Source organism: Chitinophaga eiseniae, from assembly GCF_012641265.1.
Taxonomy (GTDB): domain Bacteria; phylum Bacteroidota; class Bacteroidia; order Chitinophagales; family Chitinophagaceae; genus Chitinophaga; species Chitinophaga eiseniae_A.
Window position 1 is genome coordinate 487,520 of the sequence record NZ_JABAHZ010000002.1, and the last position, 26,054, is coordinate 513,573.

Consider the following 26,054-nt stretch of genomic DNA (forward strand, 5'->3'; position numbering starts at 1 on the left):
TAGCTATTTCATAATTTAAATCCAGAAAACTTCACATCAATGATTCCAGAAAAAAAGAATGAGGGAGAAAACAACGTTTCCCGCAGATCATTCCTGAGAAACGGTGCGCTGGCTGCCGCCGGTTTCATGATAGTTCCACGTCACGTACTTGGCCGCGGCTATGTAGCCCCCAGCGATCGCCTGCGTGTAGCAGGTATCGGTGTGGGCGGTAAAGGATTCAGCGATATCTCTGAATTCGCCAAAGGTCCTGCTGATATTACTTTCCTGTGCGATGTAGATGAACGCCGCGCAGCGGAAGCCGTTAAGAAGTTCCCTAAAGCTAAATTCTATAAGGACTTCCGGCAGATGTTCGAAAAGGAACATAAAAATTTTGATGCCGTGTCTGTCTCAACTCCAGACCACACCCACGCCGTAGCAGCGATGGGCGCCATGCAGCTGAAAAAAGACGTGTACGTACAGAAACCACTGACACACGACATTTACGAAGCCCGCATGCTCACCCAGGGCGCCAATAAATACAAGGTGGTAAGCCAGATGGGTAACCAGGGCTCCTCCGGCGATGGCGTTCGTCAGCTGATGGAATGGTACAACGCAGGTTTAGTAGGTGATGTACATACTGTTTACTGCTGGACCGACCGCCCCGTATGGCCACAGGGTATTCCCTGGCCTACCGGCAAACAGGATGTCCCCAAAGAACTGGACTGGGACCTGTGGTTAGGCACTGCTCCAAAAAAGGACTATGTGGACAACCTGGTACCATTCAACTGGCGCGGCTGGTGGGATTACGGTACCGGCGCTATAGGCGACATGGGCTGTCATATTATTGAACCGCCTTTCCGTGTGCTGGGCCTGGGCTACCCTACTTCCGTAGAATGTAGCGTAGGTAGTGTATACGTAGGTGAGTTTACCCGCGGATACTTCCCGGAAAGCTGCCCTCCTTCTTCTCATGTTATCATGAAATTCCCAGGTAAAAACGGTAAAGAAGTAACGCTTCACTGGATGGACGGTGGCATTCAGCCAGAACGTCCGGAAGAACTGGGCCCTAATGAAACCATGGGAGACGGTGGTAACGGCGCCTTATTTATAGGAGATAAAGGTAAAATGATGTGCGGTACCTATGGTATGTATCCAAAACTGCTGCCTACTTCCCGGACAACAGAAGCAAATGTACCACAAACCATTGCACGTGTTCCGGAAGGCCACTACGTACAATGGGTAAATGCCGCCATTGCCGGCTTTGGCAGCAAACAGCAAAAAGCCCTCAGCTCTCCATTTGATATTGCAGGACCGCTCACGGAGTCTATCCTGATGGCCAACCTTGCCATACGCAGCTTCGATATCCGCAAGCCAAAAGCTAATGGCAAAGGCTTTGACTACCCAGGCCGCTATGTTAAACTGTTGTGGGATGGCCAGAATATGAAGATCACCAACTTCGATGAGGCTAACCAGTTTGTAAAACGTACTTACCGCGATGGCTGGTCACTCGGCGTATAATCGCTAACGTTACTTATAAAAAAAATGCCGCGATGATCTCGCGGCATTTTTTTTATAAAATGATTCAATGCTATTGATAATCAACCTGCTGCTGCAGATTTGAGTTTTTCCTGATTTCATTGGCAGGAATAGGTAACAGGTAGTTCTTAGCTTTTACAAACTTACGGTCCTGGATACTAATCACGTTATATCTAAAAGGATGACCAGCGATCTGGGAACCCAGCACTTCAATGCCTTTTGCATTTTCATTAAACGCTGTTTCCGCATCTCTCCACCTGCGCGCATCAAAGAAACGGTGCTCTTCAAACGCCAGTTCGTAACGTCTTTCATATTTCAACGCTGCTTTCAGTGCCGCGCCGGAAGCGGTGATCAATGGCATCCCCGCACGCTCTCTCACCAGGTTTAATGCCGCTCTTCCCTTGTCCTCATCGCCCGACCAAATAGCTGCTTCCGCATAGTTCAGCAATATTTCAGCATACCGGAAGAACACCCAGGATTGATCGCCCCGGAAAAATTGTGCGTCCAGGTTTTTATCCATGAACTTACGCAGGTAATAGCCGGAGAAAGTGCCGTTCCAGTTTTCGATGGTGCTGTTGCGCGTATCGAGCCCCCATACGCTGTCTTTACCATTGGTGGCTTCATATTTACCCGTCTGGATAATACCAACAGGATCGATTTTAGCCGCATCTGACGGGCGGGGCTTCCATTTTGCTCCATCGTACAAGATAGTAGCGTAGAACCGGGGATCTCTGTCGGTATATGGCGCCTGGGCCTGAGCCACATTACTCCAGGAAAAAGGAGTACCGTCTTTCATCTGGTAGCCAGTCACAAAGTTTTCAATAGGTACATTGCCTCCCCAGTTATGATACCCATTGGGTCCATTATAAAGGTCGTGGGAAGTACCCAACAGCGCCTTGTCATACAACTTTACGAAGATCAGCTCAGGATTATCTTTATCCAGGAATACGCGGCTATAGTTATCTGTAGCGTTGTCTGTAGGTTTGTACAACCGGAAAGTATTTAACTTGATGATGTCATCCGCAGCAGCCATGGCCAGTTTGTAACGGTCGGCCTGGGTGCCTGACTTATATCCCATCAGCTCATTGGGCACTTTACTATCGTTAAACAAATCGCTGGCGGCAAAGAGCAGTATCCTGGACTTCAGCGCCATAGCAGCAGCAGCGGTTACCCTTCCCTTATTGGCTACCACATCATAAGCAGATGGGAGCTGCTTGATAGCCGAGTCACACTCTGCCACAATGAATTTGATACAGTCATCAAAAGAAGCCCGCTTTACGTTCAAAATGGTTTGCTCATCACCTTTGATGTTGAATGTCCGCGTAATCAGGGGCACACCGCCATAGTACCTTACCAGCATGTGGTAGTACCAGGCGCGCATGAAATGCACCTCGCCGGTCATCCGGGTACGCCGGGACTCATCGGTAATAGGAACAGAGGCTATCTTTTCCAGGAACATATTACAGTTGCGGATGGCCTTATAATGCGGATCCCAGCGGGCGAAATCATTAATAGCGCCCACATCATCGGCACTGGCATTCCCCTGTACTACCCTGGAAGTATTATAATCGTGAATAAAACGGCTTTCATCTGTCATGGAAGACTGCATTACCTCGTTATACCCCGGACGCATCTGCACATACAAATCATTTACAAATGCCTGTACCAGGCCCACGTCTTTCCAGACATCTGATTCTTCATATTCTGTAAGAGGTTTTTTCTCCAGGAAATCCTTGTTACAACTGCTTGCAGCCGCACATACAATAAATGCGCCCGCTATATATTTGATGATGGTTGTCTTTTTCATAACACGCTAATTAAAAGGTTACATTTAATCCCACATTATAGATCTTGGTTTGTGGGTAGTATTGTCCGCTGCCACTGGGCGCTTCAGGATCGAAAATCTTCACTTTGTCGATGGTGAGCAGGTTCTGTCCACTTACATATACGCGCAGATTTTGTAACCCTATGCGTTTGCACATGGGCGACGGGAAGTTATAACCAAGGTCGAGCGTCTTTAAACGGGCATAATTGGTATTCCAATACCAGAAAGTATTCTGGCGATTTACCCAGTACTCACGGTCACGGTCATACGCTCTGGGCCAGGAACCATTAGGGTTGCTTTCTGTCCAGCGGTCTTGTACATAAGCCATGGGGAAGTTTCCGATCAAACCGGATTCTGTACGCAGGTACTGACTCGCGCCGGTAGCGCCCTGCCATAACATGGTGAAATCAAAATTTTTAAACTTCGCAGTAACCGTTAATCCAAAGATCCAGGTAGGGTTTTCTGTACGATCCTGGCGAACACGGTCGAGGTCATCAATGACACCGTCTTCATTCACATCTTTGAAAATCACATCTCCTGCCCTGGCACCGCCTACGTGTGCACTTTTATCCACTTCTTCCTGTGTTTTATAGATACCGATAGCCTGGTAGTACAACGGCGCACCTATTTGTTTACCAGTGGCCTGTTGCCATACCGGGAGGTTCGGCGTTTCATCAAAGAACAATACTTTGTTTTGCGCATGGGTAATGGTTCCGATTATCTCATAATGGAATTTTTTGATATCCCGTTTATGGCTCATCACCAACTCAAAGCCTTGGTTTTGCACTTTTGCGATATTCTCCTGTGGCAGGGTCATTCCGGTATATCCTGGCATAGACTGGTTACGGGCTACCAGGATGTTGGAGCGACGCGTCATAAAATAGTCGGCTTCCAATGCCAGCTTATCGCCCAATACCTTCGCTTCCACTCCTACATCGTAGTTGTTGGCCACTTCCCAGGTGATGGCTTCGTTGGGAGATCTCAACTGGTAAAGCCCTTTGTTCAGATCACCGCCAAACATTACTCCACCGCCGCTGAAACCGTAGGTGCTGAGATACTGGAACTGGTCAATCAGGTCGTTACCCATTTGTCCCCATGCGGCGCGGATCTTGAAGTAGTCGAGGGTGCGGATACTTTTCTTCCAGAATGGCTCGTTAGACAATACCCATCCGGCAGAAGCACCAGGGAAAAGACCCATGCGGCGGCCTTTCGGGAAGTTTTGTGTACCATCATAACGCATGTTGAAATCAAAGAGGTAGGTTTCATTGTAGTTATAGGAAACACGTCCAAAGTAGTTACGGCGCGCATACTCAAAACCGCCGCCGCTATTGTCTTTTTCCTTGTCGGCACCTAAACTCAGCTGATCTAATTTATCACTGATAAAGTACTTTCTGCTGGCAGCAAAGTTGTCGTTTCTCAGCGTTGCCTGTTCAAAGGCGATAAAGCTGCTTACATTGTGTTTGCCAAAAGAGCGGACATAGTTCAGCTTAACGTTGTAAGTGATCTGTCGGAGTGTTCCAAAGGATTCGTTCAGCTGTGGTGCGCTCACACCTCTTGATCCCGCATTCAGCTTATGTGTTGGATCATTTACATCGTTGAGTGTATATAAGGTCCATGGCTTAATATAAGATTTTACGAAATCGAAATTCTGGTCATACGCAAAGCTACCATCTGCAAACAGTCCCTGTACCCATGGAATATTTACTACGGCAGACATATTGGTATTGATAACGTAGTTTTTATCGTTCGTATAACCGATGGCGTTAGTTCCGGTTACAACCGGGTTATCACCGTATTCAATATCCGGGCCTGGTAATCCGTTGGGCCAGATGGCGTTCTCCGTTGGGCGTCCGCGCATCAGCGATCTGAAAATAGAGCCGGCGCTGCGTGGTGGAAAATTCCTGTTTTCCAAACGGCCTGCCAGATCGAAACGCAGGCGGATATAATCGTTTACCACCGCATCAAGATTGGCCCTGACATTCTGTTGCTTATAGTTGGTGGCGCTGCTTTTATAAATACCGTCCTGGAACAGCGATCCTAATGATACGTAGTACGACATTTTTTCGGTACCGCCGCTCAGGGAAAGGTCATGCCTGTTTTGCAGGGAAATCTTTTTAATAGCGGCGTCATACCAGTTGGTGTTAGGATACAACCAGGGATCGGAGCCATCGCCGAACTTCTTGATTTCATCTTCCGTGTATTTTGGCTTATCGCCGCCATACTTCAGGATTTCATTGACTACCCGCGCATAAGTGGGCGCATCGGCCATTTTAGGCAACCTGGTAGGCGTAACAAACGATTGGTTGTAGCCATATCCCAGTGTGGGTTTACCACCTTTACCCCGCTTGGTAGTTACCAATATAACGCCATTGGCTGCACGGGATCCATAAATTGCTGCCGCGGCATCTTTCAGGATGGAAACGCTTTCGATGTCGTTAGGATTCATTCGCTCAAAACCATCCCGGGGAAAGCCATCTATCACCACCAGCGGTGCACTGTTGCCCAGGGTACTACGACCACGGATGAATATCCGGGAACCGTCGTAACCAGGTTCTCCACTATTGTTCACGGCAATAATACCAGGAATGCGCCCTACGAGCGAGTTAGAGATATTCACATTGGGCGACTGCTGTAATTCCGCCCCTTTAACAGAAGATACGGCGCCGGTTTTAGTAACTTTCTTCTGGGTACCGTATCCCACTACTACATACTCATCCAGCGTTTTCTGGTTCTCCTTTAATACCGCATTAACGCCGGTTTTTCCGTCCACCTTTATTTCCTGAGGATCGAAGCCGATATACTGGAATACCAGTACCGCATCTTTTTTTACATCGTTCAGTACATAGTTTCCTTTCTCATCGGTGGTGGCGCCCTTTTTAGTGTCTTTCACCAATACTGTTACCCCGGGCAAGGGGTTTCCATTGATGTCTTTTACTTTTCCTTTAATAACAAGATTGCCCTGCTGCCAAACTCCGGGCATTGGGGCGCGCGCGGTCACGGCGCTCGTTGTGGTCGCAAAGAGGCATAGCAATAGCATTGCCTTTGCATAACGTGGATTCATGCTACAAGTGATTTAGAGATGATAATAAAAAAGTTTGGTTTATCTAGCTATCGTTTAGCTAAATCGGTAATCATAACGGCATGTGATTTTGGACGACTCAAATTTTGGTTTAATAATAGTTTTTCATTTTCCCCCAATCAGGGCCTATCGCGCGCTACAACAAGTGAAATCGATAATGCTACGTTTTTTGTCTATGAATCGGTTTTCAATATCTTTCAAACGGGCTATCACGTCTTTGTAAGATATTTATAAATGTCTTAATTATTTTCTAAAAATAAATGTCTTTTTTACGGTTATCTCTAATATTTATGAGGAAGTGAACGCTTAATTTTTGAAACCCCTGTTTGGTTATTTCCTGCCACCCGTAAAAGGCCACATTAAAAAGCTATTAGCAATCGGCGTCCATGCTTTTTTTTTTGCATAAATTTATACCTGTTAACGTTATAGGTGTATAAGACCATCCTTTATGAAAAAATGTTACGTCCTCATCGTTATGCTGGCTGCAGTTACCCTGCTGTTTGCCTGCAGCAAAGAAATGAGCCGGGAGGGGGATAACTCCCAGCCACCCGCGGGTAACTGCGATTATGCACCCTATACAAATGGCTCTTCTTTTTCTTATGTGAATGTCAACAGCGCAAAAGATACCACCCGTTATACGCTCACCGTTTCAGGAGATACTACCATTAATGGCAATGTATATAAGAAGATAGGCAACGACAGTGTATTCACCTGCTCCGCCTGTAATACCGGCATTTATACGCAGGTAGCCAGTATTCTTACCTTCCAGGGCTATAAGGCCGATGATCTGAAACTTACCTATCTGAAAGATAATGTACCGGTAGGCTCCTCCTGGCAGGATACCATTTCCGTTACCAATGGAGGTATCAGTACCTCCGGCATTATCCAGTTTACCGTTACCCAGAAAGGCGTTACCAAAGCCGTTAACGGCAAGGACTATGCGGAAGTAATTGCCATAAGAATGGATGCTTATGCACTTGTTTTGGGAAATGCTGTTCCTGTCGGTACGCTTTCCACCAGCTACTACGGCAAAGGCATTGGCCTGATAGAAGCCGACCAGGAACAGGATACTACACGGATAGTGTCTTATACGCTGATGCCCTGATTAATATTCTTTCCATATCATTGTCAGCAGCCGCTCTATCGCTTTTCTAACACTGCTGGCCGTTTCATGGTGATTATTCACCAGTACACTAAATACCAGGGACTTATTTTTCTTCGTCACCAGGTAACCACTCAAAGCTACTACGCCTGTTAGCGTACCTGTTTTAGCATGTACAAACTGTTGTTGGTAATAATTTTTCAACGTTCCTTTCCCTCCTGTTGGGAAGATGTGCCATAGGCGGTCCTGCGGATACTGCGCTTTCAACAGCGACAGCACGGTAACAAAATCACGGGGCGTAAAGAGGTTATACCGCGACAAACCCGATCCGTCTTCCCAGGTAGGCGGGTGTGGCAAGCCCTTCAGCTCGTGCGACAACAGGTATTCCATGACGCGGGTACTACTGATGGTATCCCAGAGCGTAGAAGCGGCCATCATAAGGGTTTGCTCGGCAAAAAAGTTATCGCTGCGCTGCATCATCGGTGTATACAGGGAATCAGCTGGAATACTCCGTAATACATTGAACCGGGCGGCCGGAGGATTAACGGCCAGTCCTATACGTTTATGCAGGGTATCTTCCAGCCGTTGCCGAAGCTCTTGTACAGACCCGGTAATGAATGGCACCTCTGTCTCCAGGGCGCTCTTATCTTTCGGATTATATTTCAGGTAGAAAAAATTATGGCGTTCGTCCCTGGTAACAATTGATTCACTCAGGGTATCATCTGCCGTAATATCCAGGTCGTATAACGTGGGGCTAATGCTACTGCTGTCCAGATGATGCCGAATGCGCACCACATTGCCGTACATAGGCCATTCATTCAGCTCCGGCTGGTAATCATCCGCAAAATCACTCCACGACCATCCGGCGCCATAGCGTTGATTAGCGTTCATTGCCGGTACCAGGTAGATTTTCTTATTGGTTTGCTGCAGCAATTGCAGTAAGGGTTGGTAAGTATAGTCGGGATGAAGGAAAGAGGGATCCCCCATGCCTTTTACAAATAACGCAGTATCATTTTCATAGTAACGGGCTGCGGGAAGTGAGTCTCCCAGCAACGTCATCCCGGCATACAGGGAAAAGATCTTCATATTGGAGGCAGGGGTGAAATATTTATCGTCCTGGTATTGATACCAGTATTTGCCAGTAGCGGGTTCATAGATGCAAATACCGGCATGAGCCTGTTCCATAGGCGTTTTATGCAACAACTCCGTTTCCGCCCATTTTTTGATGGCTGCTGTTTGTGCCGCAGCAGGTGTTAGTATCCAGGGGAAGATAAGCAGGAAGAAAAGTCTTTTCATAGGCGGAATTTACAAAATGAATCAGGGATTTGTGAGAAGAACTATGACTGGTTCCTCCCACAAATCCCTGACCTGTTTAAAATGGCTGTATTACTTATCAGGTAAAATATTTGGTAATACCTGGTTTTGCATAAGCATAATTACCTGATGCATCCGGCATTACTGGCGGTTCTGCATCAAACGCGTATCTTTTCGGATGTATATCCAGGCCTGAGTTCAGCGCCACGTTCCAGTCAATTACCTGGCCGGAATAAGTAGCCAAACGGCCTATGATGGCAGAAAGTGTGGTATGGGCCCCTCTTTCTGCATCCGCAAATTTGTACTCTCCTTTCGCGATGGCAGCAAACAGCTCATCGTGCTCCGTCTGGTAAGGATTGTTTTCTTTCTTTTTATCAAACTGGTACAATACCTTTCCCTTGTGATCTACAATGGTGCCCTTGTCGCAGTAGATCCGGCCCTTTGTACCTACGATTTCTTCATCTACCTTGCTCGGCGCGTCTTTCCAGTGGCGGCACTGGCTATTCATTACTACGCCGTTGGCATAACGGTATTCTACATAGTGGTGATCAAAAATTTCACCGTATTCTTTGCCGGTACGTACGGCGCGGCCGCCCATACCACTGGCTGTTACAGGAGTGGCGCCCATAAACCAGTTACCTACGTCGATATTGTGAATATGTTGCTCTACGATATGATCCCCGCAAAGCCAGTTGAAATAATACCAGTTACGCATCTGGTATTCCATTTCAGTGTATTCGGGTTTACGCGGCTTTACCCACAGTGCCCCCTGGTTCCACCATACCTGTGCAGAAAGCATGTCTCCGATGATACCATCCTGGAAGCGTTTGTACAGCTCGCGATAGGAGTTCTGGTAGCGGCGTTGTAAGCCCACTACTACGTTCAGTTTTTTAGTTTTGGCCAGTGCGGCTGCTTCCAGTACTTTTTTAATGCCGGCAGGATCAGTAGCTACTGGCTTTTCCATAAACACGTGTTTACCCTGTTTAATGGCCTCTTCGAAATGAATAGGTCGGAAACCGGGAGGGGTAGCCAATATCACTACATCGGCGAGCGCTATGGCTTGTTTATATGCATCAAAGCCAATGAACTTATTGCCTTCCGGTACATTTACACGGTCGGCTTTATCGCCCAGGGCGTCTTTAATATTGTCATAGCTGTCTTTCAGTCTGTCGGGGAAGGCATCTGCCATCGCTACCAGCTGCACATTTTCTTTTGTGCTGAGTGCCTGGGTAGCTGCGCCTGTACCGCGGCCACCGCAGCCGATCAACGCAATTTTAATCACGCCGTTGGCGCCGGAAAAGAAGTTAGCTTTAGATAAGAGGGGCATTGCCAGCAATCCCCCTGCGAGTAAGGTGGTTTGCTTTACGAATTCGCGGCGACCCTCACCGTGGAATTTGTTTTCGTTGCTCATAAATGAATAAAATGTTTTTTAGATTTTTAGGATGATAATCTAGTCTAGCGTGCACCTTTATATTTCGCGATAATATCTGCAAAAAACTGTTTGGCTTCTTCTTCAGAAGGTTGTTTCACCGGCCGTATGATCCTGAAACCCACAAAAGGCGCATCGGCATTCCACCAGGAGCTTTTGGGGATCTGGGGATCACGGCGATTCCATATCGGATCTGATTTTAACCGGGCAGCGCTGCGCAGCAATACAGCATCGTCCTGGTAACTACCTCCTTTCAATAAGCGTGGCGTTTTAGCAGTTGGTATGGTCCAGGGATCTTTGTCCTTAGCATTGGCCACGCCATTTTCGTCATATTGATCCAGTGTCCATTCTTCTACGTTACCGAGCATATCGTATAAGCCCCATGCGTTGGGCTTCAGCTGGCCTACCTTGTGATATTTCTGTTCGCTATTGCCGCTAAACCAGGCATAGTCCTTCAGTTGAGCTGCATCAGCACCGAAAGGATAAGCCGTAGTGGCACCGGCCCTGCAGGCATATTCCCATTCTGCTGCTGTGGGCAGGCGATAAAATACGCCAGTTTTGGTGTACAGCCATTGACAATACATCAGGGCGCCATACTGGCTCATACTGTTGGCCGGGAAACCGCCTGCCTTCCCCATTCCTAAAGTAAGATCAATATATGGAGGGCTGGGGCGGGTCATGCCATCAGGTACGGGTGTTTTATCTTTTTCAGCATCTGCGTATACATCATATTCATCGAAAGTGACTTCAGTAGCACCCATCCAGAAATCGGAAACCTGAACCGTTTTGGCTGGTCCTTCATCATTCTTCCTGCCCTTTTCACCGGCCGGACTACCCAGGGTAAAGCTGCCGCCTTTAATGGGTACCATTTTAAAACTGACATCGGTTCCTGGAATCTGTTGGCTGTATGGTTCAAATGCCGTTTTGGTTTGTGCGATAACAACCTGGCTGAGCAGTCCGCTCAGTAGTAAGGTCACATGCGATTTAGTCATCTATAGCGTGATTGAGAATATGAGGAGTGAATTTAAAAAAAACTAATCTGGAATGCAATCTTTTTTGATGAATGCGGGAAATGGCTGATGAATTGAAAATTTTTCACAGATATTAGCATTTCCTTATAAAACCTATTAAATTTAGCTTCCGGAGAATAAAATTCAACGTTATGGAAAGAAGACAATTTCTGCAAAACGGTACCCTGGCGGGCATTTCCGCGCTCGCATTAGGCGGCCTTACCAATGCCGCACAGGCAGCTACCGGCCATCCTCAAGCTGCTGCTGGCAAGACATTCAACCTGAATTACGCCCCGCATGATGGCATGTTTAAAAACAGCGCCAAAAGCGATGATTTTCTTGACCAGATAAAATTCATGTATGATCAGGGCTTCCGGGCTATCGAAGATAACGGAATGCTGGGGCGTCCCGCTGCTGAACAAGCTAAAATAGGTGATTTGCTGGCCAAGCTCGGTATGCAGATGGGCGTTTTTGTGGTGGATACCGGCAACAACTGGAAAACGTCGCTGACCACCGGCAAGCAGGAATTCAAAGATGCTTTTATAAAAACCTGTAAAGACAGCGTGGAAACAGCCAAACGCTGCAACGCCAAATGGGCGACCGTTGTTCCCGGCTACTTCGAGCGCAATCTGCCTATGGGTATACAAACCGCTCACGTTGTAGATGCACTCCGCGCCGGAGCTGAAATATTTGAACCACATGGATTGGTAATGGTACTGGAACCATTGAGTGATAATGCAGACCTGTTTCTGCGTACTGCCGAACAAACCTTTGAAATCTGTAAAGCAGTAAAAAGTCCTTCCTGCAAAATCTTATATGATCTCTACCATATGCAACGCAATACCGGCAACCTGATTCCTGTAATGGATATGTGCTGGGACGAAATTGCTTATATACAGATCGGCGATAACCCTGGTCGTAAAGAACCTGGCTCCGGCGAAGTCAACTATAAAAACATCTTTAAACATCTCCATCAAAAGGGATTTAAAGGTGTATTAGGAATGGAGCACGGTATGGTTGGAAAAGGCACTGATGGCGAATCCGCTCTGATTAAAGCTTACAGAGACGCCGACAACTTCCTGTAAAGCAGAAAGAAAAAAGCTATTGTGGAGATTGATTTTAGCGAATACTTGAAAATCGCTTTTATCAATCTCCACAATAGCTTTTTTCTTTCTGCTTTCCGCTTTCTGCTTTTTTCGGTAACTTAACTAGTAAATCAATCTGCCATGGGTTTCTTAATCCGCATACTAGTTAGTGCATTCGCCGCCATGTTAACCGCTTACCTGCTAAAACCGGCCGTAAAAGTAGATGACTTTATTACTGCACTGATACTCGCCCTGGTCTTAGCGGTATTAAATGCTTTGGTAAGACCGCTATTGGTAATCCTTACTTTTCCTGTTACCATTCTTACGCTCGGGCTTTTCCTGTTTGTAATCAATGCCCTCATTATTTTGCTGGCCGCCAAGCTGGTCCCTGGATTTAAGGTCGACGGCTTTTGGTGGGCACTCCTCTTCAGTATTATCATGACCATCATTAATAGTATCCTGATCAATATTGCCGGTGGCAACCAGGATTAATTCCGTCTTTATCGCCTGTAAAAACGTTGGCTATATGCATTTTGACCGGTCAAACCTGAGCGATGCACAATTGATATCGTTCTACAAAGCCTTGGTATTTCCTCGTTTGATAGAGGAAAAAATGTTGTTGTTACTACGGCAGGGAAAGATCAGCAAGTGGTTTTCCGGCATCGGACAGGAAGCCATTGCTGTAGGCGCCACCCTGGCGCTGGAATCAGACGAATGGATATTGCCACTGCACCGCAATCTTGGCGTATTTACCACCCGTGAAATGCCACTGGATAAACTCCTGCTGCAATGGCAGGGCAGCGAACATGGCTATAGCAACGGCCGGGAGCGGTCTTTCCATTTCGGTAGCCGCGAACATCATATCTGTGGCATGATTTCGCACCTGGGCCCCCAGTTATCCATCGCCGATGGCATTGCACTTGCGCATCAATTGAAAAAAGAAAAGAAAGTATCGCTGGCTTTTACCGGCGAAGGCGGCACCAGTGAAGGAGAATTCCACGAGGCATTGAATGTGGCCGCCGTATGGGGTTTGCCCGTTATCTTTCTTGTAGAAAATAATGGCTATGGCTTAAGCACTCCCGTTGCCGAACAATATCATTGCAAAAACCTGGTAGACAAAGCCATCGGATACGGTATGGAGGGGGTGCAGGTAGATGGTAACAACCTGCTGGAAGTATACCAGACAATAGGTACTGCCAGAGCTTATGCTATCCAGGAGCAAAAACCGGTGCTGATAGAAGCGATGACTTTTCGCATGCGCGGTCATGAAGAAGCCAGCGGCGTTAAGTATGTACCCCCGGCCTTGTTTGAAGAGTGGGCTAAGAAAGACCCGATCAGGCAATATGAGACCTTCCTCGAGGAATCGGGCCTACTGTCGGCTTCCGACATGACAAACATCCGTGATGCCCTGCGCCAGCATATAGAAACGGATGTAGCCAAGGGATTAGCAGATATGCCCATCCGGGCTGACACCAGGAAAGAATTGGCCGATGTATACGCGCCGGCGCCGGCGGTAATCTCCGCTACAGGCGCCTCTTCCGAAAAACGCTTTATCAACGCCATCACGGAAGGGCTCACCCAAGCCATGGAAAAGCATCCCGAGCTGATCCTGATGGGGCAGGATATTGCCGAATATGGCGGCGCCTTTAAAATTACCGAGGGACTTGTGGCCCGCTTTGGCAAAGACAGGGTGCGCAATACCCCGCTCTGTGAAAGTGCTATTATCGGTACTGCGCTGGGCTTAGCCCTCGCAGGCTTCAAAAGCATGGTGGAAATGCAGTTTGCCGACTTTGTTTCCTGTGGATTCAACCAGATTGTGAATAACCTGGCCAAGATCCACTACCGCTGGGGCCAGCCGGCCGACGTGGTGATCCGGATGCCCGCCGGTGGCGGTGTGGGCGCCGGTCCCTTCCACTCTCAAAGCAATGAAGCCTGGTTTACACATATCCCCGGTCTCAAAGTAGTGTATCCCTCCTCCCCGGAAGATGCCAAAGGCTTGCTCACCGCGGCTATTGCAGACCCCAACCCCGTCATGTACTTTGAGCATAAAGCCCTGTATCGTAGTATCAGCGGTCATGTACCAGAAAATTATTATACCACAGAGATAGGGAAAGCTTCACTGATACAGTCAGGAGAGGATATCAGCATTATTACCTATGGCAGCGGGGTTCATTGGGCGTTGGAGTATGCCGCCCTGCACCCGGAAGTATCACTGGGCATTCTTGATCTCCGGACGCTCCTGCCATTGGACTATCCGGCCATACAGGCCATGGTGGCGGCTAGCGGAAAAGTGCTGGTACTCCATGAAGATACCCTCACCGGCGGCTTCGGCGCAGAAATCAGCGCTTGGATTGCCGAACACTGCTTCCACCAGCTCGATGCACCGGTGATGCGTTGCGCCAGCCTGGACACTCCCATCCCCTTTGCAGGCGCCCTGGAAAAAAATTTTCTCGCCAAATCAAGACTGGATCAATGTATACAGCAATTAATGACATGGTAACAGCTCCTTTGATTGGGAATTTGACCCGAATGATTTAATTTGCACCCGGAATAATATAAATCATTATACAATGCTGACGAATCTTTTAACAGTTGTACACACCACCAACTTCTACAAAATTGGAGATGGTATTGGCCACTTCCTGGCTCCGGTAGCTATTATCGTTTTTGCTGCTATGTTTATCTACGCCTGGGTAAAGTACGCCAAGCTCTAATCACATCGCTTTTTTACATCGCACTATAGTCAAAAAGGCTTCCCTCAACAGGAAGCCTTTTTGCATTTGTACCCGAACCAGTATAATCCCCTTTGCAGGGAATCATTCCTCTGGCCTTATATGCTGGTTATAATACTGCTCGGTATAGCGCAAATTTTCATCATCATAGCATACGAGGATTACCTCCTCTATGTCGCTATGCTCCTCCAGGTAAGTTACAATCGTATTCATGGCAATACTGGCGGCCAGTTCCTTCGGAAAATGGTAGATCCCTGTGCTAATATTGGGAAACGCGATAGTGGCAAGGTGATGCCGGGACGCCAGTTCCAGTGAATGCCGGTAACAGTTGGCCAGTAGCGTCACTTCATTGTTATCGCCACCGTTCCAAACCGGGCCCACTGTATGTATTACGTGTTTTGCCGGAAGGCGGCCTGCAGTGGTAATCACTGCATTGCCCGTTTTACAGCCCCCCTGCCGCGCTACAATTGCTCTGCAATCATTCAGGATATCTGGGCCTCCGGCGCGATGAATGGCTCCATCTACACCGCCCCCACCCAGCAACGATGAGTTAGCCGCGTTAACAATAGCATCTGCTTTTATTTTAGTGATATCGCCTTTTACAATACGGATCTTTCGGTATGCCATAGGTTAAACAGTTCTTACATATACAAGCTTCCCGGTTTTCTTTCCACTTTCCCGGATATCAATTTCGAAATTCGGAAAACTCTTGAGCAACTGCAACAGTTTATTAAATCCATAGTTACGGGAGTCGAAGTCGGGCTTTTTCTTTAATAACAGGTTCCCCAACTCGCCCAGGTAAGCCCAGCCATCTTCATCTGCAATATCGTTGATACTGGTGGATATCAATGCCAGTAGCTGTTTGTCTGCTTTACTGATACTATTCCGCTTGGTTTTACCGGACTTAGGTTTGCCGGCATCGGTATCCGCGTCTGTATCATGGTCTGCTTTCTTTCTGACCTGTAATATTTCCAGGTAAATAAACTTATCGCAGGCAGCCCTGAAAGCGGTGGGCGTTTTTTGCTCACCCATGCCGTACACCCGCATACCAGCTTCCCGCAACCGGGTGGCTAACCGGGTAAAATCGCTGTCGCTCGATACCAGGCAAAAACCGTCTACACGTCCGGTATATAAAATGTCCATGGCATCTATAATCATGGCGGAGTCGGTAGCATTTTTTCCGGAGGTATAGCTATACTGCTGTATAGGCGTGATGGCATATTCTAATAATACGCTCTTCCACCCTACCACCGTGGGTTTGGTCCAGTCGCCATAAATTCTTTTGAAGGTGGGATTGCCATATTTGGCTATTTCTTCCAGCATACCTTCTATGTTGTGATACGGTATATTATCGGCATCTATCAATACTGCCAGTCGAAGGTCGTTTGATGTGTTATCCATTGTTATGCTTTTTGGGATGACGGGGATACAAACAAATGTAAATTAAAAACGTGTTAGCTACAGCAGTACTGCAACCAACACGTTAGTAATATTGCATAACATGATTATTTGAGATAAGAACGGATCATCCATGCCAGCTTAAGGTGTTTTTGCAACATCTGGGTAGCAAAATCAGCAGCTCCTTTATCATGGTATTTCTCATCAAATTCATCGATCAGCCTACGCAGGTTACGGATAATAGTTTCATGATCATCCAGTAATTCCTGCAGTTGCTTCTTCTGATCATTGGAGTATTCAGATTCCAGTAAATTAGTGAGTTTCAGCACGTCGGCATAACGCCCTTCCGCGTAATGTCCAATGGAACGGATGTATTCTGCAACGTCGTCTCCATACTGCTCCAGTTCTTCGTATTGCTCTTCATAGAACTTGTGCATTTCCATAAAGTTGCTTCCTTCAATGTTCCAGTGAGAATTACGTGTTTTCGCATAAATCAACAATTCATCTGCGAGTACCTTATTCAATTCTAATGCAATCTTCTTTGTGTTTTCTGCTGAAACACCAATGTTTACTTTCATATCATTGAATTTTTTGGTTATTATAAATGTACAACTTTGAGAGTCCTATAAATATGATGACTATCATGATTTAACAGCCGGTTAATATAAACAGGCTATCTCCTGTTTTTGTTCAGGTGTTGTAGGCCAATTACTTTGCGAAAATTGTACCATTGTTGTTAATTTTGTGCCCATGTATCAGTCTACAGGAAGAATATATAATCTGCAATTCATCCTGCTATGCCTTAGCAATGCCCTCTTTTCAGCCAGCTTCAACATGATGATTCCAGAGTTGCCGGCTTATTTAACCCGGATGGGGGGAGCAGATTACAAAGGATATATTATAGGATTATTTACATTGATGGCGGGGTTATCCCGGCCTTTTAGCGGTAAATTATCCGATACAATCGGGCGTGTGCCAGTGATGATTTTCGGATCATTGGTATGCGTGGTTTGTAGCCTTACCTACCCGCTGATCAGCTCTGTAGGGGCTTTCCTGTTGCTGCGTTTTTTTCATGGCTTCTCTACTGGCTTTAAGCCTACTGGTACTTCTGCCTATGTATCGGACCTGGTACCGGTAACCCGCCGTGGCGAAGCCATGGGCATGGTTGGTTTATTCAGCACCATTGGAATGGCCATGGGTCCCGCTATTGGCGGTTATGTAGCCATGCGGTGGAATATTAACATCATGTTCCAACTGTCGGCCCTGTTCTCGCTCTTGTCTGTAGTAATTTTGGTAGGCATGAAAGAAACTCTCGCCAACAAACAGCGATTCCGTTTTGCATTGCTGAAAATTTCCGGCGATGAAATATTTGAGCCACTGGTGTGGTCTCCGGTGATTATTACCTTCCTTACCTATTTCAGTTATGGCGCTGTATTAACCGTTATTCCTGATTTTGGAGCCTACCTCGGCATTTCCAACAAAGGACTTTTCTATACTTTTTTCACCGGTAGTTCAATTGGCATACGGCTGCTGGCCGGGAAAGTATCTGACAAATATGGCCGGGTACCCGTGTTGAAGATTTCAGCGGTGCTCATGGCCATATCCATGCTCATGCTGGGTTTGGCCGGCAATAGTACCCTCCTGTTAGCAGCGGCTGTGGTATACGGTATCTCTGTGGGGCTCAATGCGCCCGCCGTTACTGCCTGGACGGTGGACCTCGGGCAGCCGGAACACCGTGGCCGCGCACTGGCTACCATGTATATTGCCATGGAAGCCGGTATTGGCCTGGGGGCTTACTTTTCCGCATTCATTTATAGTAACCAGTCGGCTAACTTCCCGCTCACCTTTTACGTGATGGCTGGCATCACCCTGGCGGCGGCACTTTACCTGAGTTTTGGGTATAAACCTGCACAGAAACAGCCCTGCTAAGGATATTATTCTGCTGCTTCCTGCTCTTCTGCAGCGGCAGTTTCTTCCGGAAGGCTTGCCAGTGGTGCATCTTCCGGCTGTTGTAGCCTCGCAACCACGTCTTTAGGTAATCCCTTTTTATTATCCAGCCCCAGTTTACGCATTCTTTCCGCACGGCCCACCAGGTTGCCGTTACCGGAAACCAGCTTATTCATGGCGCCTTCATATGCATTCTGACTACGCTTCAGGTGTTCTCCAACGAGGCCCAGATCTTCCACAAAGCCTACAAACTTATCGTAGAGCGCACTCCCCTGGCGCACGATTTCCTCTGCATTTTTATTCTGTTTATCCAACCGCCACATATTATCTATTACCCGCAAAGTAGCCAGCAGGGAAGGCACACTCACCAGTATAATTCTCTTGCGAAATGCAAAATCATATAAGTCCTCCTCCTGCTGCATAATGGCCAGCGCATATGCCGGTTCGATAGGAATAAACAGCATCACAAAATCAGTGGTATTCTGATATAACGTGTGATATGCTTTGGCGCTCAACTCCGTCACATGGTTCTTTACTGACTGCAGGTGCATTTTCAGGGCATATCGCTTTTCATCATCGCTGGTAGCGCTGCAATATTGCTCATAGGCCTTCAGGGATACCTTGGAGTCAATCACCAGCTGCCGGCTTTCCGGCAGGTGCAGCACCAGGTCCGGCTTCCTCAGTTGCCCCGTTTCGTCACGTTGTGCATCCTGGGTAAAGTAGTGCACCCCTTTTTCAAGACCTGAAGCTTCCAATACCCGCTCCAGGATCATCTCCCCCCAGTTACCCTGCTTCTTGGTATCCGCTTTAAGCGCATTCGTGAGATTATTCGCTTCTTTGGAAAGGGTTTGATTCAACAGCAACAGGCGTTGCAATTCTGTCTTCAGCTGGGCGCGCTGCTCCGTTTCCGAGACAAGCGACTGCTGTACACTGCTCCGGAAGCTATCTATCTTTTCTGACAACGGCTTTAAGATATCTTCCATTTTCACCTTGTTCTGCTCCATGAAGTTGCCTGAAATACGCTGCAATAGCTGCTGCGCGGTATTTTCAAATTGCATCTTAAAATCCTGCTGCACCTGCTGCGTCCGCTCTTTTTCCCCTGCCAGCTGCTGCTGCAGGTACTTATTCTGCTCCATCAAACGGCCCTGCTCAGACATCAGCACCGAAAATTCTTCGTTTATCCGCTCCAGTTGCTGCTGCTTTTCAGCCACCTGCCCGGTTTTGTCATCCAGCAAATTTTGCAGGTACTCCTGTTTGGCATCCAGTATATGCAGCCTTTCCTGCTGGGCGGAAAAGTTTGTTTGCAACGCAGCATAGCTGGTCTGCGCGGCCTCCAGTTGTTGCGCATGTGCCGTAGCCTGCGCCTGTTGCTGCTGCCTGGCGGTAAACAGCAAATACCCCAGCAACAATACCACCACTCCCGAAATAATCGATAATATCAGCATGATAATCTTCCCCCTTTGACAATAATAGCTTTTTTCTACGCACTGGATCTGCGTAATGGTCTTTAATCAAAGTAAAAAGGGGAAATAGCCAATGGCTATCTCCCCCTGGTATCTTAAAAGAAACGATCGATTACAGGCGCTCGTACAGCTTACGCAGCCTTTCGCGGGTCATAATCTCCTTCCAGTCCTTACCCAAAGCGTTTTCCCACAGTGGCGCCATTCCCAGCGATACATTGATCATCGTGTCGAACTGCTCATCTGTTAAGCCTTTGGTAATACCCTGCGGGATCGTAATATTGTGTTTCTTCACCATTTCCTTAAACTTAACCACGCCTTCCGGATAAAACTCCTCCAGCTTGTCAAACACAATGCAATTACCGATACCATGCTTGGTGCCCAGCAGGTAAGCCAACCCATAGCTAACGGCATGCGCTACTCCCACCTGGGAGTAAGCAATGCTCATTCCGCCGGCATAAGAGGCCATCATCAGCTTCTCATCTGCATCGTCATCCCACTTTTCCTTTTGCAGGAAAATTTCTTCACACAGCTCCTGCGCTTTTTCACCATATGATTGGCTGAAAGCGTTCAGATAAGTACCTGTCAGCGACTCCACACAGTGAATAAAGCAATCCATCGCCGTATAAAAACGTTGGTTAGGTTCTACGGTTTTAGTTAATGCAGGGTCCAGTACAATCTGGTCAAAAGGCGTAAAATCAGAGTTCATGCCCAGTTTACGGGTAGGTCCTGTCAATACGCAGGTGCGGCTTACTTCAGCACCAGTACCGGAAATAGTAGGGATCCCCACTTTATATACCCCGGCCACCTTTACCAGGTCCCAGCCCTGGTAATCTGCTGAAGACCCGGGGTTAGTCATCATCAGCGATACCGCCTTAGCCATATCCATCACAGATCCGCCGCCAATACCAATAATACCGGATACGGTGCCAAATTCCGCTTTCAGCTCATCCCGGATCTTATCAACCGTTTTGGTTTTAGGTTCATCCGTTACATCAATCACCACAATTTTGTCCTTACCCTGCAACGGAATGCGAGACAAAAATTCTTGCTTATCCTGGAAATACTCATCCACGAAAAATATCATGGGAGCATCACCTACGCGCCTGGGGGCCAGTATTTCGCCCAGCTGATCAAAACATCCGCTGCCGTAAACTACGTAGTCCACCATCTTAAAATTCCTGAATTTCATATATCCCTGTTAGTTAGATGTTATAAAAGTTTTGCCGCCTTGTCAAGATCTTCGGGGGTATCAATTTCTACTCCCATATAAGAAGTAACCACCATTTTCATCGAGATACCATTTTCCAGGTAACGCAGGCATTCTATTTTCTCGGCTGCTTCCAGCGGTGTTACAGGCATCTGGGTAAAGTCCAGCAACATTTGCTTGCGGAAGGCATAAATACCGATATGCTCGTAGTATACCGATTGAATATCCTTATTTCGCGGGTACGGAATCACGGAACGTGAAAAGAATAATGCGTTGAAATTCTTGTCTACCGCCACTTTCACGTAGTTGGGATCTTCGATGGAAACGGGATCTTTCAACACCTGCATCAGCGAGGCTACCTGTACCTGCTTGCCAGCTCCTCCTTCAAATACCTGCAACAGCTTTTCCAGGGGCTCTCTCTGCGTAAATGGCTCGTCGCCCTGTACATTCACCACGATGTCCACGTCCATGTCTACCACGGCCTCGGCTATACGATCGGTACCACATTCATGCTCCTTCTTGCTCATCACAGCTTTACCACCATTGTTCACAATCTCCTGGTAGATGATATCACTATCAGTTACCACCATTACATCGTCAAATACCCCGGTGTTTACAGTAGATTCGTAGGTACGTAAAATAACAGACTTTCCTCCCAGCTTCGCCATCATCTTTCCGGGGAAACGGGTAGCGCCATAACGGGCAGGTATCAACGCAATTTTTTTCATGCATTCTGTTTTTGTTCACGCAAAGAAGCAAAGAAATAAAGCAGCAAAGTTACATCCCTCTGCGTCTTTGTTACTTCGCTGCTTTGCGTGCCATCTTATAATGCGCTTTTTACAGCATTCACCAGCTTTTCTGCTCTTTCCTGGATTTCTGCGTCACTCCAGCTCAGGTTGATAGGCGTGGAAATATTTCTGCCAATAATAGCATCTGAAGCAGGGAATTCTTTTGTTTTATATACTTCCATGGCCTGTTTCAGTCCGGCTGCAAATGGTGTTAACACCGCGCCTTGTTTAAAATGCTGCCATTGACGGATGTAGTGCCAGTTATTATCATAGTAATGGAAAGCTGCCAACCCCGCTGCTTTCATAGCTGCTGCCGCTTTAGCCGCCTGGGCGGTTTCGGGCAGGAAGAAAGACAGGAAGGTAGCGCTATCGCCGGCTTCGTCAGGTAAGCGGCGGAAAGTAACGCCCGGTACGGTTGACAGAGCATCCTTAAATATTTTCTTGGTTTTACGCTGGATCGACAGGAACGTATCCAGTTTGCGAACCTGTGCCAACCCCACTGCCGCATGCAGTTCCGAAATGCGGTAGTTGTAGCCGATAAACGGATGCAGATCAGCACCACGGTCTACCCCCAGGTGATCGTGGCCATGGTCCGTATAACCGTCACATTTAGTATATACGTCTTTATTATTCGTGATAATAGCTCCGCCTTCTGCACAGGTAATGGTTTTTACGAAGTCGAAAGAGAAGGTACCGGCATCCCCGATAGCACCCAGGGCTTTGCCTTTATAGGTAGCGCCGAAAGACTGACAGGCATCTTCCAGCAACAACAGGTTATGTTTTTTGCAAATGGCTTGCAGGGCATCCAGGTCGGCCATAGCACCGCACATATGCACCGGCATTACCGCTTTGGTACGCGGGGTAATGGCTGCTTCCACCGCCTTCGGATCCAGGGTCAGGGTATCATCCACATCTACAAGTACCGGGGTAGCTCCAACGGAAAATACAGATTCAAAGCTGGCCACAAAGGTAAAAGTGGGCATAATGATTTCATCACCGGCTCCCAATCCCAGGGCCGCCATAGCAGTGGTCAACGCGGCGGTTCCGCTGGAAGCCAACTGTGTATACTGTACATTCAGTTTATCGCAAATCGCCTGTTCCAGCTCTTTTGCTTTCCAGATGCCTTTACGCGGACCGTCAAATCCGTAACGCATCATAATACCGGTTTCCAGTACATCGTTTACTTCTTTCCTTTCCTCGGCTCCAAATAGTTCATATCCGGGCATAAACTGTTGATTTTTAAATATAATTGAAAGAGATGTTTAAAAATAGTGCTGCAAAGTTACTATAATCAATGTTGCGTTACATCGGAAAAACTGTTTATCTTTTGCTAAAAAATTGATATGCGTTTTCTACTGTTCCTTACCCTCTTGGGTGGTCTTGCCTTCTCCTCCTTCCAGCCGGCCAATGCCCAGCAGCACGATCAGCAGCAAATTACGGCCCTGATGACGGCGCAAACAACGGCCTGGAATAAGGGAGATATAGATGGCTTTATGCAAACTTACTGGCATTCAGATTCCCTGTTGTTTATTGGCAAAAATGGGGTTACTTATGGCTGGCAGGCCACGCTGGAACGTTATAAAAAGACCTATCCGGATGTAACGGCTATGGGTAAACTGGATTTTAAACTGCTGGAATTCAAGCCCCTGGCGGCGGATGTATACCTGTTGATTGGCCAGTGGCACCTACAGCGAACCATAGGCGATCTGCAGGGGCATTTCAGCCTGGTACTGAAAAAAATAAAAGGACAGTGGAAAATTATTGCCGACCATAGCAGCTAAAGAAAACCATCCCAGGAATAGGATGGCCGCTATACACCACAACATTAAAAAGTAATAGCTTTCTTATACATTAAAATAGACCGTTAACGCTTTGATTTGCTGTTGCTGTCGTTATCCCTGACAACTTTATTCTCTTTCTCCGGACTTTCGGATAAATCGCCATGCAGTGGATTCCTGGTATGGGTGCCTTTGTCCTGGCTGAGTATATCTACCGGCTTCTTCTGCTTATCATAGTGTTGACCAGGCATTTTCTTCTTTTTCATAATATCACTTTGAGAGATGAAAAATAAGTAGCACATGAAAAGATGAACAAACTTTGTTCCATGCCCCCGGAGGCCATCTGCAGGCAAACTGAGGAACGACACCTGGGGTATCCCTTCCCCAAACACCTGATTCAGAATGAGAAAGAAATACAACACTTCTGTTTATAGATATATAGCGGTTCTGATTAACATTAGATTTACAAAAACTATTATCCATTTCTCATATCTACCCCTTATCTTCGTATCATTGAATGTTTTTTTAACCCATAACCTCTGAGCAACCACGAGTAGTTTTAATCAGTTTCCTTCCTAAGAACCTCTATTTAATTTTAATCTAAGTCCTGTTTAGAACCCGGTATCTATTTACTCTAATTTATTGCTGGTTATGTCCGGGAAATTTATCCGCGTTGCCACCACATGGATGGCCATTATTTTTTATTGCAGTTGCTCCAAAACCTCAGGGCTGACCCTGAAAGAACCGGAAAAAGCACCACCCGCAGATACGTCTGTTGTGCCGGAAAACAAACTTGACCGCAGCGCCCTGCTGGTACTGGTCAATGGCTTACGTACCCATGGTTGTAAATGCGGTACGGATGTAATGCCCCCTGTAGGAGCAGTTATCTGGAATGGCTTGCTGGAAAAGGCGGCTTTCAACCACAGTAAAGACATGGCGCTCAACAAATATTTTGACCACAACGGTCTCAATGGCTCTACCCCTGGCACCCGCCTGGATGCTGCCGGTTATCATTGGAATTATTATGGAGAAAATATTGCAGCCGGCAATATGGATGAACAAGCTGTTGTATTGGGCTGGCTGAATAGCCCCAAGCATTGTCATAATATGATGGACCCGGTATTTTCAGAAATGGGAGTAGGCTATTATAGCGGTAACTGGACCATGGAGCTGGGCAAACGAAACGCAGTCCAGTAATCAGGGCGCATCCATCTTTTTGCGCCACATCCGCCAGGCAAAATAAATAAAGGCGGCCAGCGAGAGCACAAACCAGGAATAGAAAAAGAACATCCGTCCTGGTGTAGAGGCCTCCGGCTCGGCAAAACCAAGATATAGCCCCAGGAACACATTGATCAGCATCCAGAAAAGACCAATGAAAATGGTACGCATGATCTTTATCAGGAAGTGAAACAAGTCGTAATCCAGCTGATTGGGATCCCGCTCAGGGGTTTCCGGTACTTCCGGATCTTCTGTTTCTTCTGCCATAATTATTTATATCAATACTACTAAGGTATGCAGAGTTTTGCCAGGTCGGTACTATCTCCTTTAAATACATTAAAGTCTACTGTAGTACGGATCCCGTTTACCCGGCCTATATCACTGTGTTGCCAAAACAACCAGGCCCTGTCGGACCGGGGACGTTCTTTCTGATAATAATGGGCAAGCCACAGCGGGTAGCGGTCAAATTCAGTGCCCAGGTAGGTTTCATAAAAATGAATATTGGTATAAATAATAGGCCTTACTTTATATACTTTCTCCATCTCTTCCAGCCAGATCTTGGCGGTACTTCGAATCACCGCTGCCGGCTGGTTATTACTGGTTTCAATGTCCAGTACCGGTGGCAGGTCGCCCGATTGAAGGTCGGCTACATTGTGAAAATTGATCGCTTGCTTTAAAGGGTCGCGGGTAGCATAAAAAAAGTGATAGGCACCCCTTACCAGTCCGGCTTTCCCTGCTTTCTCCCAATTTTGATGAAAGGATGCATCCTGCCGGGTAATGCCCTCTGTAGCCTTAATAAAGGCAAAGGATATACGAACTTTCTTCACCTGCATCTGCTTAACTGCCTGCCAGTTGATGTCTTTCTGAAACTTGGATACGTCTATGCCGTGTATTTTATAATTCTCAGGAATATCAATGCCAAATTCTTCATACCGTACAAAAGTGATTCGGTTTTCGCGCTGGTGCCACCATATATAAGCCGCCACGGCTGCTATTACTACTATTGGTAAGAATATTCTGATCAGGATCCGTTTCACTTTACTTCGGTTAGTTGCAGGATAATTGGGTAAGGGCCTTGTCATAAATTATTGACGTCCTTATTTTTTACAGCAAGTATAGGCTATAATTTGTTTAAAGGCGCTACTTTTACAACGGTCAAGTGAATTT

At 47.0% G+C, this 26,054-nt stretch carries 24 protein-coding genes; 9 read left to right on the forward strand and 15 right to left on the reverse strand.

Features of this window, described 5'->3' with window-relative positions:
• Positions 1 to 39: 39 nt before the first annotated feature.
• A complete protein-coding gene (locus HGH91_RS09605; protein ID WP_145661809.1) occupies positions 40 to 1,494 on the forward strand; it encodes a Gfo/Idh/MocA family protein in 1,455 nt (484 codons plus the stop codon).
• A gap of 70 nt (positions 1,495 to 1,564) precedes the next feature.
• Here HGH91_RS09605 and HGH91_RS09610 read toward each other — a convergent pair whose 3' ends face one another.
• A complete protein-coding gene (locus HGH91_RS09610; RefSeq protein ID WP_168738241.1) occupies positions 1,565 to 3,319 on the reverse strand; it encodes a RagB/SusD family nutrient uptake outer membrane protein in 1,755 nt (584 codons plus the stop codon).
• A gap of 10 nt (positions 3,320 to 3,329) precedes the next feature.
• Entirely contained in the window at positions 3,330 to 6,398 is a 3,069-nt protein-coding gene (locus HGH91_RS09615; RefSeq protein WP_168738242.1) for a SusC/RagA family TonB-linked outer membrane protein, read from the reverse strand.
• Positions 6,399 to 6,864: 466 nt separating this feature from the next.
• Here HGH91_RS09615 and HGH91_RS09620 point away from each other — a divergent pair, with 466 nt between their 5' ends.
• Positions 6,865 to 7,521 (forward strand): hypothetical protein, encoded by a 657-nt coding sequence (locus tag HGH91_RS09620; protein ID WP_168738243.1) that lies wholly within the window; start codon positions 6,865 to 6,867, stop codon positions 7,519 to 7,521.
• Here the strand turns inward: HGH91_RS09620 and HGH91_RS09625 are convergent, their stop codons facing one another.
• The 3 genes from HGH91_RS09625 to HGH91_RS09635 all read right to left on the reverse strand — a co-directional run bounded on the left by HGH91_RS09625 (position 7,522) and on the right by HGH91_RS09635 (position 11,253).
• Positions 7,522 to 8,814 (reverse strand): D-alanyl-D-alanine carboxypeptidase/D-alanyl-D-alanine-endopeptidase, encoded by a 1,293-nt coding sequence (locus tag HGH91_RS09625; RefSeq protein WP_168738244.1) that lies wholly within the window; start codon positions 8,812 to 8,814, stop codon positions 7,522 to 7,524.
• A gap of 97 nt (positions 8,815 to 8,911) precedes the next feature.
• Positions 8,912 to 10,243 carry a Gfo/Idh/MocA family protein gene (locus HGH91_RS09630; protein WP_168738245.1) on the reverse strand — a complete coding sequence of 444 codons (1,332 nt, stop codon included), beginning with the start codon at positions 10,241 to 10,243 and terminating at the stop codon, positions 8,912 to 8,914.
• A gap of 44 nt (positions 10,244 to 10,287) precedes the next feature.
• On the reverse strand, positions 10,288 to 11,253 hold the full coding sequence (locus tag HGH91_RS09635) for a formylglycine-generating enzyme family protein (protein ID WP_168738246.1): 966 nt from the start codon (positions 11,251 to 11,253) through the stop codon (positions 10,288 to 10,290).
• 170 nt (positions 11,254 to 11,423) lie between these two features.
• Here HGH91_RS09635 and HGH91_RS09640 point away from each other — a divergent pair, with 170 nt between their 5' ends.
• The 4 genes from HGH91_RS09640 (at position 11,424) to HGH91_RS09655 (ending at position 15,070) form a co-directional block, all read left to right on the forward strand.
• Entirely contained in the window at positions 11,424 to 12,356 is a 933-nt protein-coding gene (locus HGH91_RS09640) for a hydroxypyruvate isomerase family protein (protein ID WP_168738247.1), read from the forward strand.
• 141 nt (positions 12,357 to 12,497) lie between these two features.
• Positions 12,498 to 12,848, forward strand: a complete 351-nt coding sequence (locus tag HGH91_RS09645; protein ID WP_168738248.1) for a phage holin family protein — start codon at positions 12,498 to 12,500, stop codon at positions 12,846 to 12,848.
• A gap of 34 nt (positions 12,849 to 12,882) precedes the next feature.
• On the forward strand, positions 12,883 to 14,856 hold the full coding sequence (locus HGH91_RS09650; RefSeq protein WP_168738249.1) for a thiamine pyrophosphate-dependent enzyme: 1,974 nt from the start codon (positions 12,883 to 12,885) through the stop codon (positions 14,854 to 14,856).
• A gap of 70 nt (positions 14,857 to 14,926) precedes the next feature.
• Entirely contained in the window at positions 14,927 to 15,070 is a 144-nt protein-coding gene (locus HGH91_RS09655) for a hypothetical protein (protein WP_168738250.1), read from the forward strand.
• Between the two features lie 102 nt (positions 15,071 to 15,172).
• Here HGH91_RS09655 and HGH91_RS09660 read toward each other — a convergent pair whose 3' ends face one another.
• The 3 genes from HGH91_RS09660 to HGH91_RS09670 form a co-directional block, all read right to left on the reverse strand.
• Positions 15,173 to 15,715 (reverse strand): O-acetyl-ADP-ribose deacetylase, encoded by a 543-nt coding sequence (locus HGH91_RS09660; RefSeq protein ID WP_168738251.1) that lies wholly within the window; start codon positions 15,713 to 15,715, stop codon positions 15,173 to 15,175.
• 3 nt (positions 15,716 to 15,718) lie between these two features.
• Positions 15,719 to 16,489, reverse strand: coding sequence for an NYN domain-containing protein (locus HGH91_RS09665; protein WP_168738252.1), 771 nt, complete (start codon positions 16,487 to 16,489; stop codon positions 15,719 to 15,721).
• Between the two features lie 104 nt (positions 16,490 to 16,593).
• Positions 16,594 to 17,064 (reverse strand): Dps family protein, encoded by a 471-nt coding sequence (locus HGH91_RS09670; protein WP_168738253.1) that lies wholly within the window; start codon positions 17,062 to 17,064, stop codon positions 16,594 to 16,596.
• A 172-nt stretch (positions 17,065 to 17,236) separates the two neighbouring features.
• On the opposite strand from HGH91_RS09670, the gene HGH91_RS09675 reads away from it, so the two are divergent.
• On the forward strand, positions 17,237 to 18,415 hold the full coding sequence (locus tag HGH91_RS09675) for an MFS transporter (protein ID WP_168738254.1): 1,179 nt from the start codon (positions 17,237 to 17,239) through the stop codon (positions 18,413 to 18,415).
• A gap of 5 nt (positions 18,416 to 18,420) precedes the next feature.
• Here the strand turns inward: HGH91_RS09675 and rmuC are convergent, their stop codons facing one another.
• The 4 genes from rmuC to HGH91_RS09695 form a co-directional block, all read right to left on the reverse strand.
• Entirely contained in the window at positions 18,421 to 19,878 is a 1,458-nt protein-coding gene (rmuC, locus tag HGH91_RS09680; protein ID WP_168738255.1) for a DNA recombination protein RmuC, read from the reverse strand.
• A gap of 130 nt (positions 19,879 to 20,008) precedes the next feature.
• Positions 20,009 to 21,085 (reverse strand): iron-containing alcohol dehydrogenase family protein, encoded by a 1,077-nt coding sequence (locus HGH91_RS09685; RefSeq protein ID WP_145661851.1) that lies wholly within the window; start codon positions 21,083 to 21,085, stop codon positions 20,009 to 20,011.
• Between the two features lie 20 nt (positions 21,086 to 21,105).
• On the reverse strand, positions 21,106 to 21,831 hold the full coding sequence (gene kdsB / locus HGH91_RS09690) for a 3-deoxy-manno-octulosonate cytidylyltransferase (RefSeq protein WP_168738256.1): 726 nt from the start codon (positions 21,829 to 21,831) through the stop codon (positions 21,106 to 21,108).
• Between the two features lie 95 nt (positions 21,832 to 21,926).
• Positions 21,927 to 23,117 (reverse strand): DegT/DnrJ/EryC1/StrS family aminotransferase, encoded by a 1,191-nt coding sequence (locus HGH91_RS09695; protein WP_168738257.1) that lies wholly within the window; start codon positions 23,115 to 23,117, stop codon positions 21,927 to 21,929.
• Between the two features lie 117 nt (positions 23,118 to 23,234).
• Between HGH91_RS09695 and HGH91_RS09700 the strand changes: the two genes are divergently transcribed.
• Positions 23,235 to 23,672: a YybH family protein gene (locus HGH91_RS09700; protein WP_168738258.1), complete on the forward strand. Its 438-nt coding sequence runs from the start codon at positions 23,235 to 23,237 to the stop codon at positions 23,670 to 23,672.
• Between the two features lie 83 nt (positions 23,673 to 23,755).
• Here the strand turns inward: HGH91_RS09700 and HGH91_RS09705 are convergent, their stop codons facing one another.
• Positions 23,756 to 23,935 (reverse strand): hypothetical protein, encoded by a 180-nt coding sequence (locus tag HGH91_RS09705; RefSeq protein ID WP_168738259.1) that lies wholly within the window; start codon positions 23,933 to 23,935, stop codon positions 23,756 to 23,758.
• A 385-nt stretch (positions 23,936 to 24,320) separates the two neighbouring features.
• Here HGH91_RS09705 and HGH91_RS09710 point away from each other — a divergent pair, with 385 nt between their 5' ends.
• Entirely contained in the window at positions 24,321 to 24,866 is a 546-nt protein-coding gene (locus HGH91_RS09710; protein WP_168738260.1) for a CAP domain-containing protein, read from the forward strand.
• Here HGH91_RS09710 and HGH91_RS09715 read toward each other — a convergent pair whose 3' ends face one another.
• Positions 24,867 to 25,154, reverse strand: a complete 288-nt coding sequence (locus HGH91_RS09715) for a hypothetical protein (RefSeq protein ID WP_145661868.1) — start codon at positions 25,152 to 25,154, stop codon at positions 24,867 to 24,869.
• Between the two features lie 20 nt (positions 25,155 to 25,174).
• Positions 25,175 to 25,924, reverse strand: coding sequence for a glycoside hydrolase family 25 protein (locus HGH91_RS09720; protein WP_317166817.1), 750 nt, complete (start codon positions 25,922 to 25,924; stop codon positions 25,175 to 25,177).
• Between the last annotated feature and the right edge of the window lie 130 nt (positions 25,925 to 26,054).

Coding starts and splice junctions, on each gene's coding strand:
- HGH91_RS09605 (WP_145661809.1), top strand. CDS start 40: ATGATTCCAGAAAAAAAGAATGAGGGAGAAAACAACGTTTCCCGCAGA.
- HGH91_RS09610 (WP_168738241.1), bottom strand. CDS start 3,319: ATGAAAAAGACAACCATCATCAAATATATAGCGGGCGCATTTATTGTA.
- HGH91_RS09615 (WP_168738242.1), bottom strand. CDS start 6,398: ATGAATCCACGTTATGCAAAGGCAATGCTATTGCTATGCCTCTTTGCG.
- HGH91_RS09620 (WP_168738243.1), top strand. CDS start 6,865: ATGAAAAAATGTTACGTCCTCATCGTTATGCTGGCTGCAGTTACCCTG.
- HGH91_RS09625 (WP_168738244.1), bottom strand. CDS start 8,814: ATGAAAAGACTTTTCTTCCTGCTTATCTTCCCCTGGATACTAACACCT.
- HGH91_RS09630 (WP_168738245.1), bottom strand. CDS start 10,243: ATGAGCAACGAAAACAAATTCCACGGTGAGGGTCGCCGCGAATTCGTA.
- HGH91_RS09635 (WP_168738246.1), bottom strand. CDS start 11,253: ATGACTAAATCGCATGTGACCTTACTACTGAGCGGACTGCTCAGCCAG.
- HGH91_RS09640 (WP_168738247.1), top strand. CDS start 11,424: ATGGAAAGAAGACAATTTCTGCAAAACGGTACCCTGGCGGGCATTTCC.
- HGH91_RS09645 (WP_168738248.1), top strand. CDS start 12,498: ATGGGTTTCTTAATCCGCATACTAGTTAGTGCATTCGCCGCCATGTTA.
- HGH91_RS09650 (WP_168738249.1), top strand. CDS start 12,883: ATGCATTTTGACCGGTCAAACCTGAGCGATGCACAATTGATATCGTTC.
- HGH91_RS09655 (WP_168738250.1), top strand. CDS start 14,927: ATGCTGACGAATCTTTTAACAGTTGTACACACCACCAACTTCTACAAA.
- HGH91_RS09660 (WP_168738251.1), bottom strand. CDS start 15,715: ATGGCATACCGAAAGATCCGTATTGTAAAAGGCGATATCACTAAAATA.
- HGH91_RS09665 (WP_168738252.1), bottom strand. CDS start 16,489: ATGGATAACACATCAAACGACCTTCGACTGGCAGTATTGATAGATGCC.
- HGH91_RS09670 (WP_168738253.1), bottom strand. CDS start 17,064: ATGAAAGTAAACATTGGTGTTTCAGCAGAAAACACAAAGAAGATTGCA.
- HGH91_RS09675 (WP_168738254.1), top strand. CDS start 17,237: ATGTATCAGTCTACAGGAAGAATATATAATCTGCAATTCATCCTGCTA.
- rmuC (WP_168738255.1), bottom strand. CDS start 19,878: ATGCTGATATTATCGATTATTTCGGGAGTGGTGGTATTGTTGCTGGGG.
- HGH91_RS09685 (WP_145661851.1), bottom strand. CDS start 21,085: ATGAAATTCAGGAATTTTAAGATGGTGGACTACGTAGTTTACGGCAGC.
- kdsB (WP_168738256.1), bottom strand. CDS start 21,831: ATGAAAAAAATTGCGTTGATACCTGCCCGTTATGGCGCTACCCGTTTC.
- HGH91_RS09695 (WP_168738257.1), bottom strand. CDS start 23,117: ATGCCCGGATATGAACTATTTGGAGCCGAGGAAAGGAAAGAAGTAAAC.
- HGH91_RS09700 (WP_168738258.1), top strand. CDS start 23,235: ATGCGTTTTCTACTGTTCCTTACCCTCTTGGGTGGTCTTGCCTTCTCC.
- HGH91_RS09705 (WP_168738259.1), bottom strand. CDS start 23,935: ATGAAAAAGAAGAAAATGCCTGGTCAACACTATGATAAGCAGAAGAAG.
- HGH91_RS09710 (WP_168738260.1), top strand. CDS start 24,321: ATGTCCGGGAAATTTATCCGCGTTGCCACCACATGGATGGCCATTATT.
- HGH91_RS09715 (WP_145661868.1), bottom strand. CDS start 25,154: ATGGCAGAAGAAACAGAAGATCCGGAAGTACCGGAAACCCCTGAGCGG.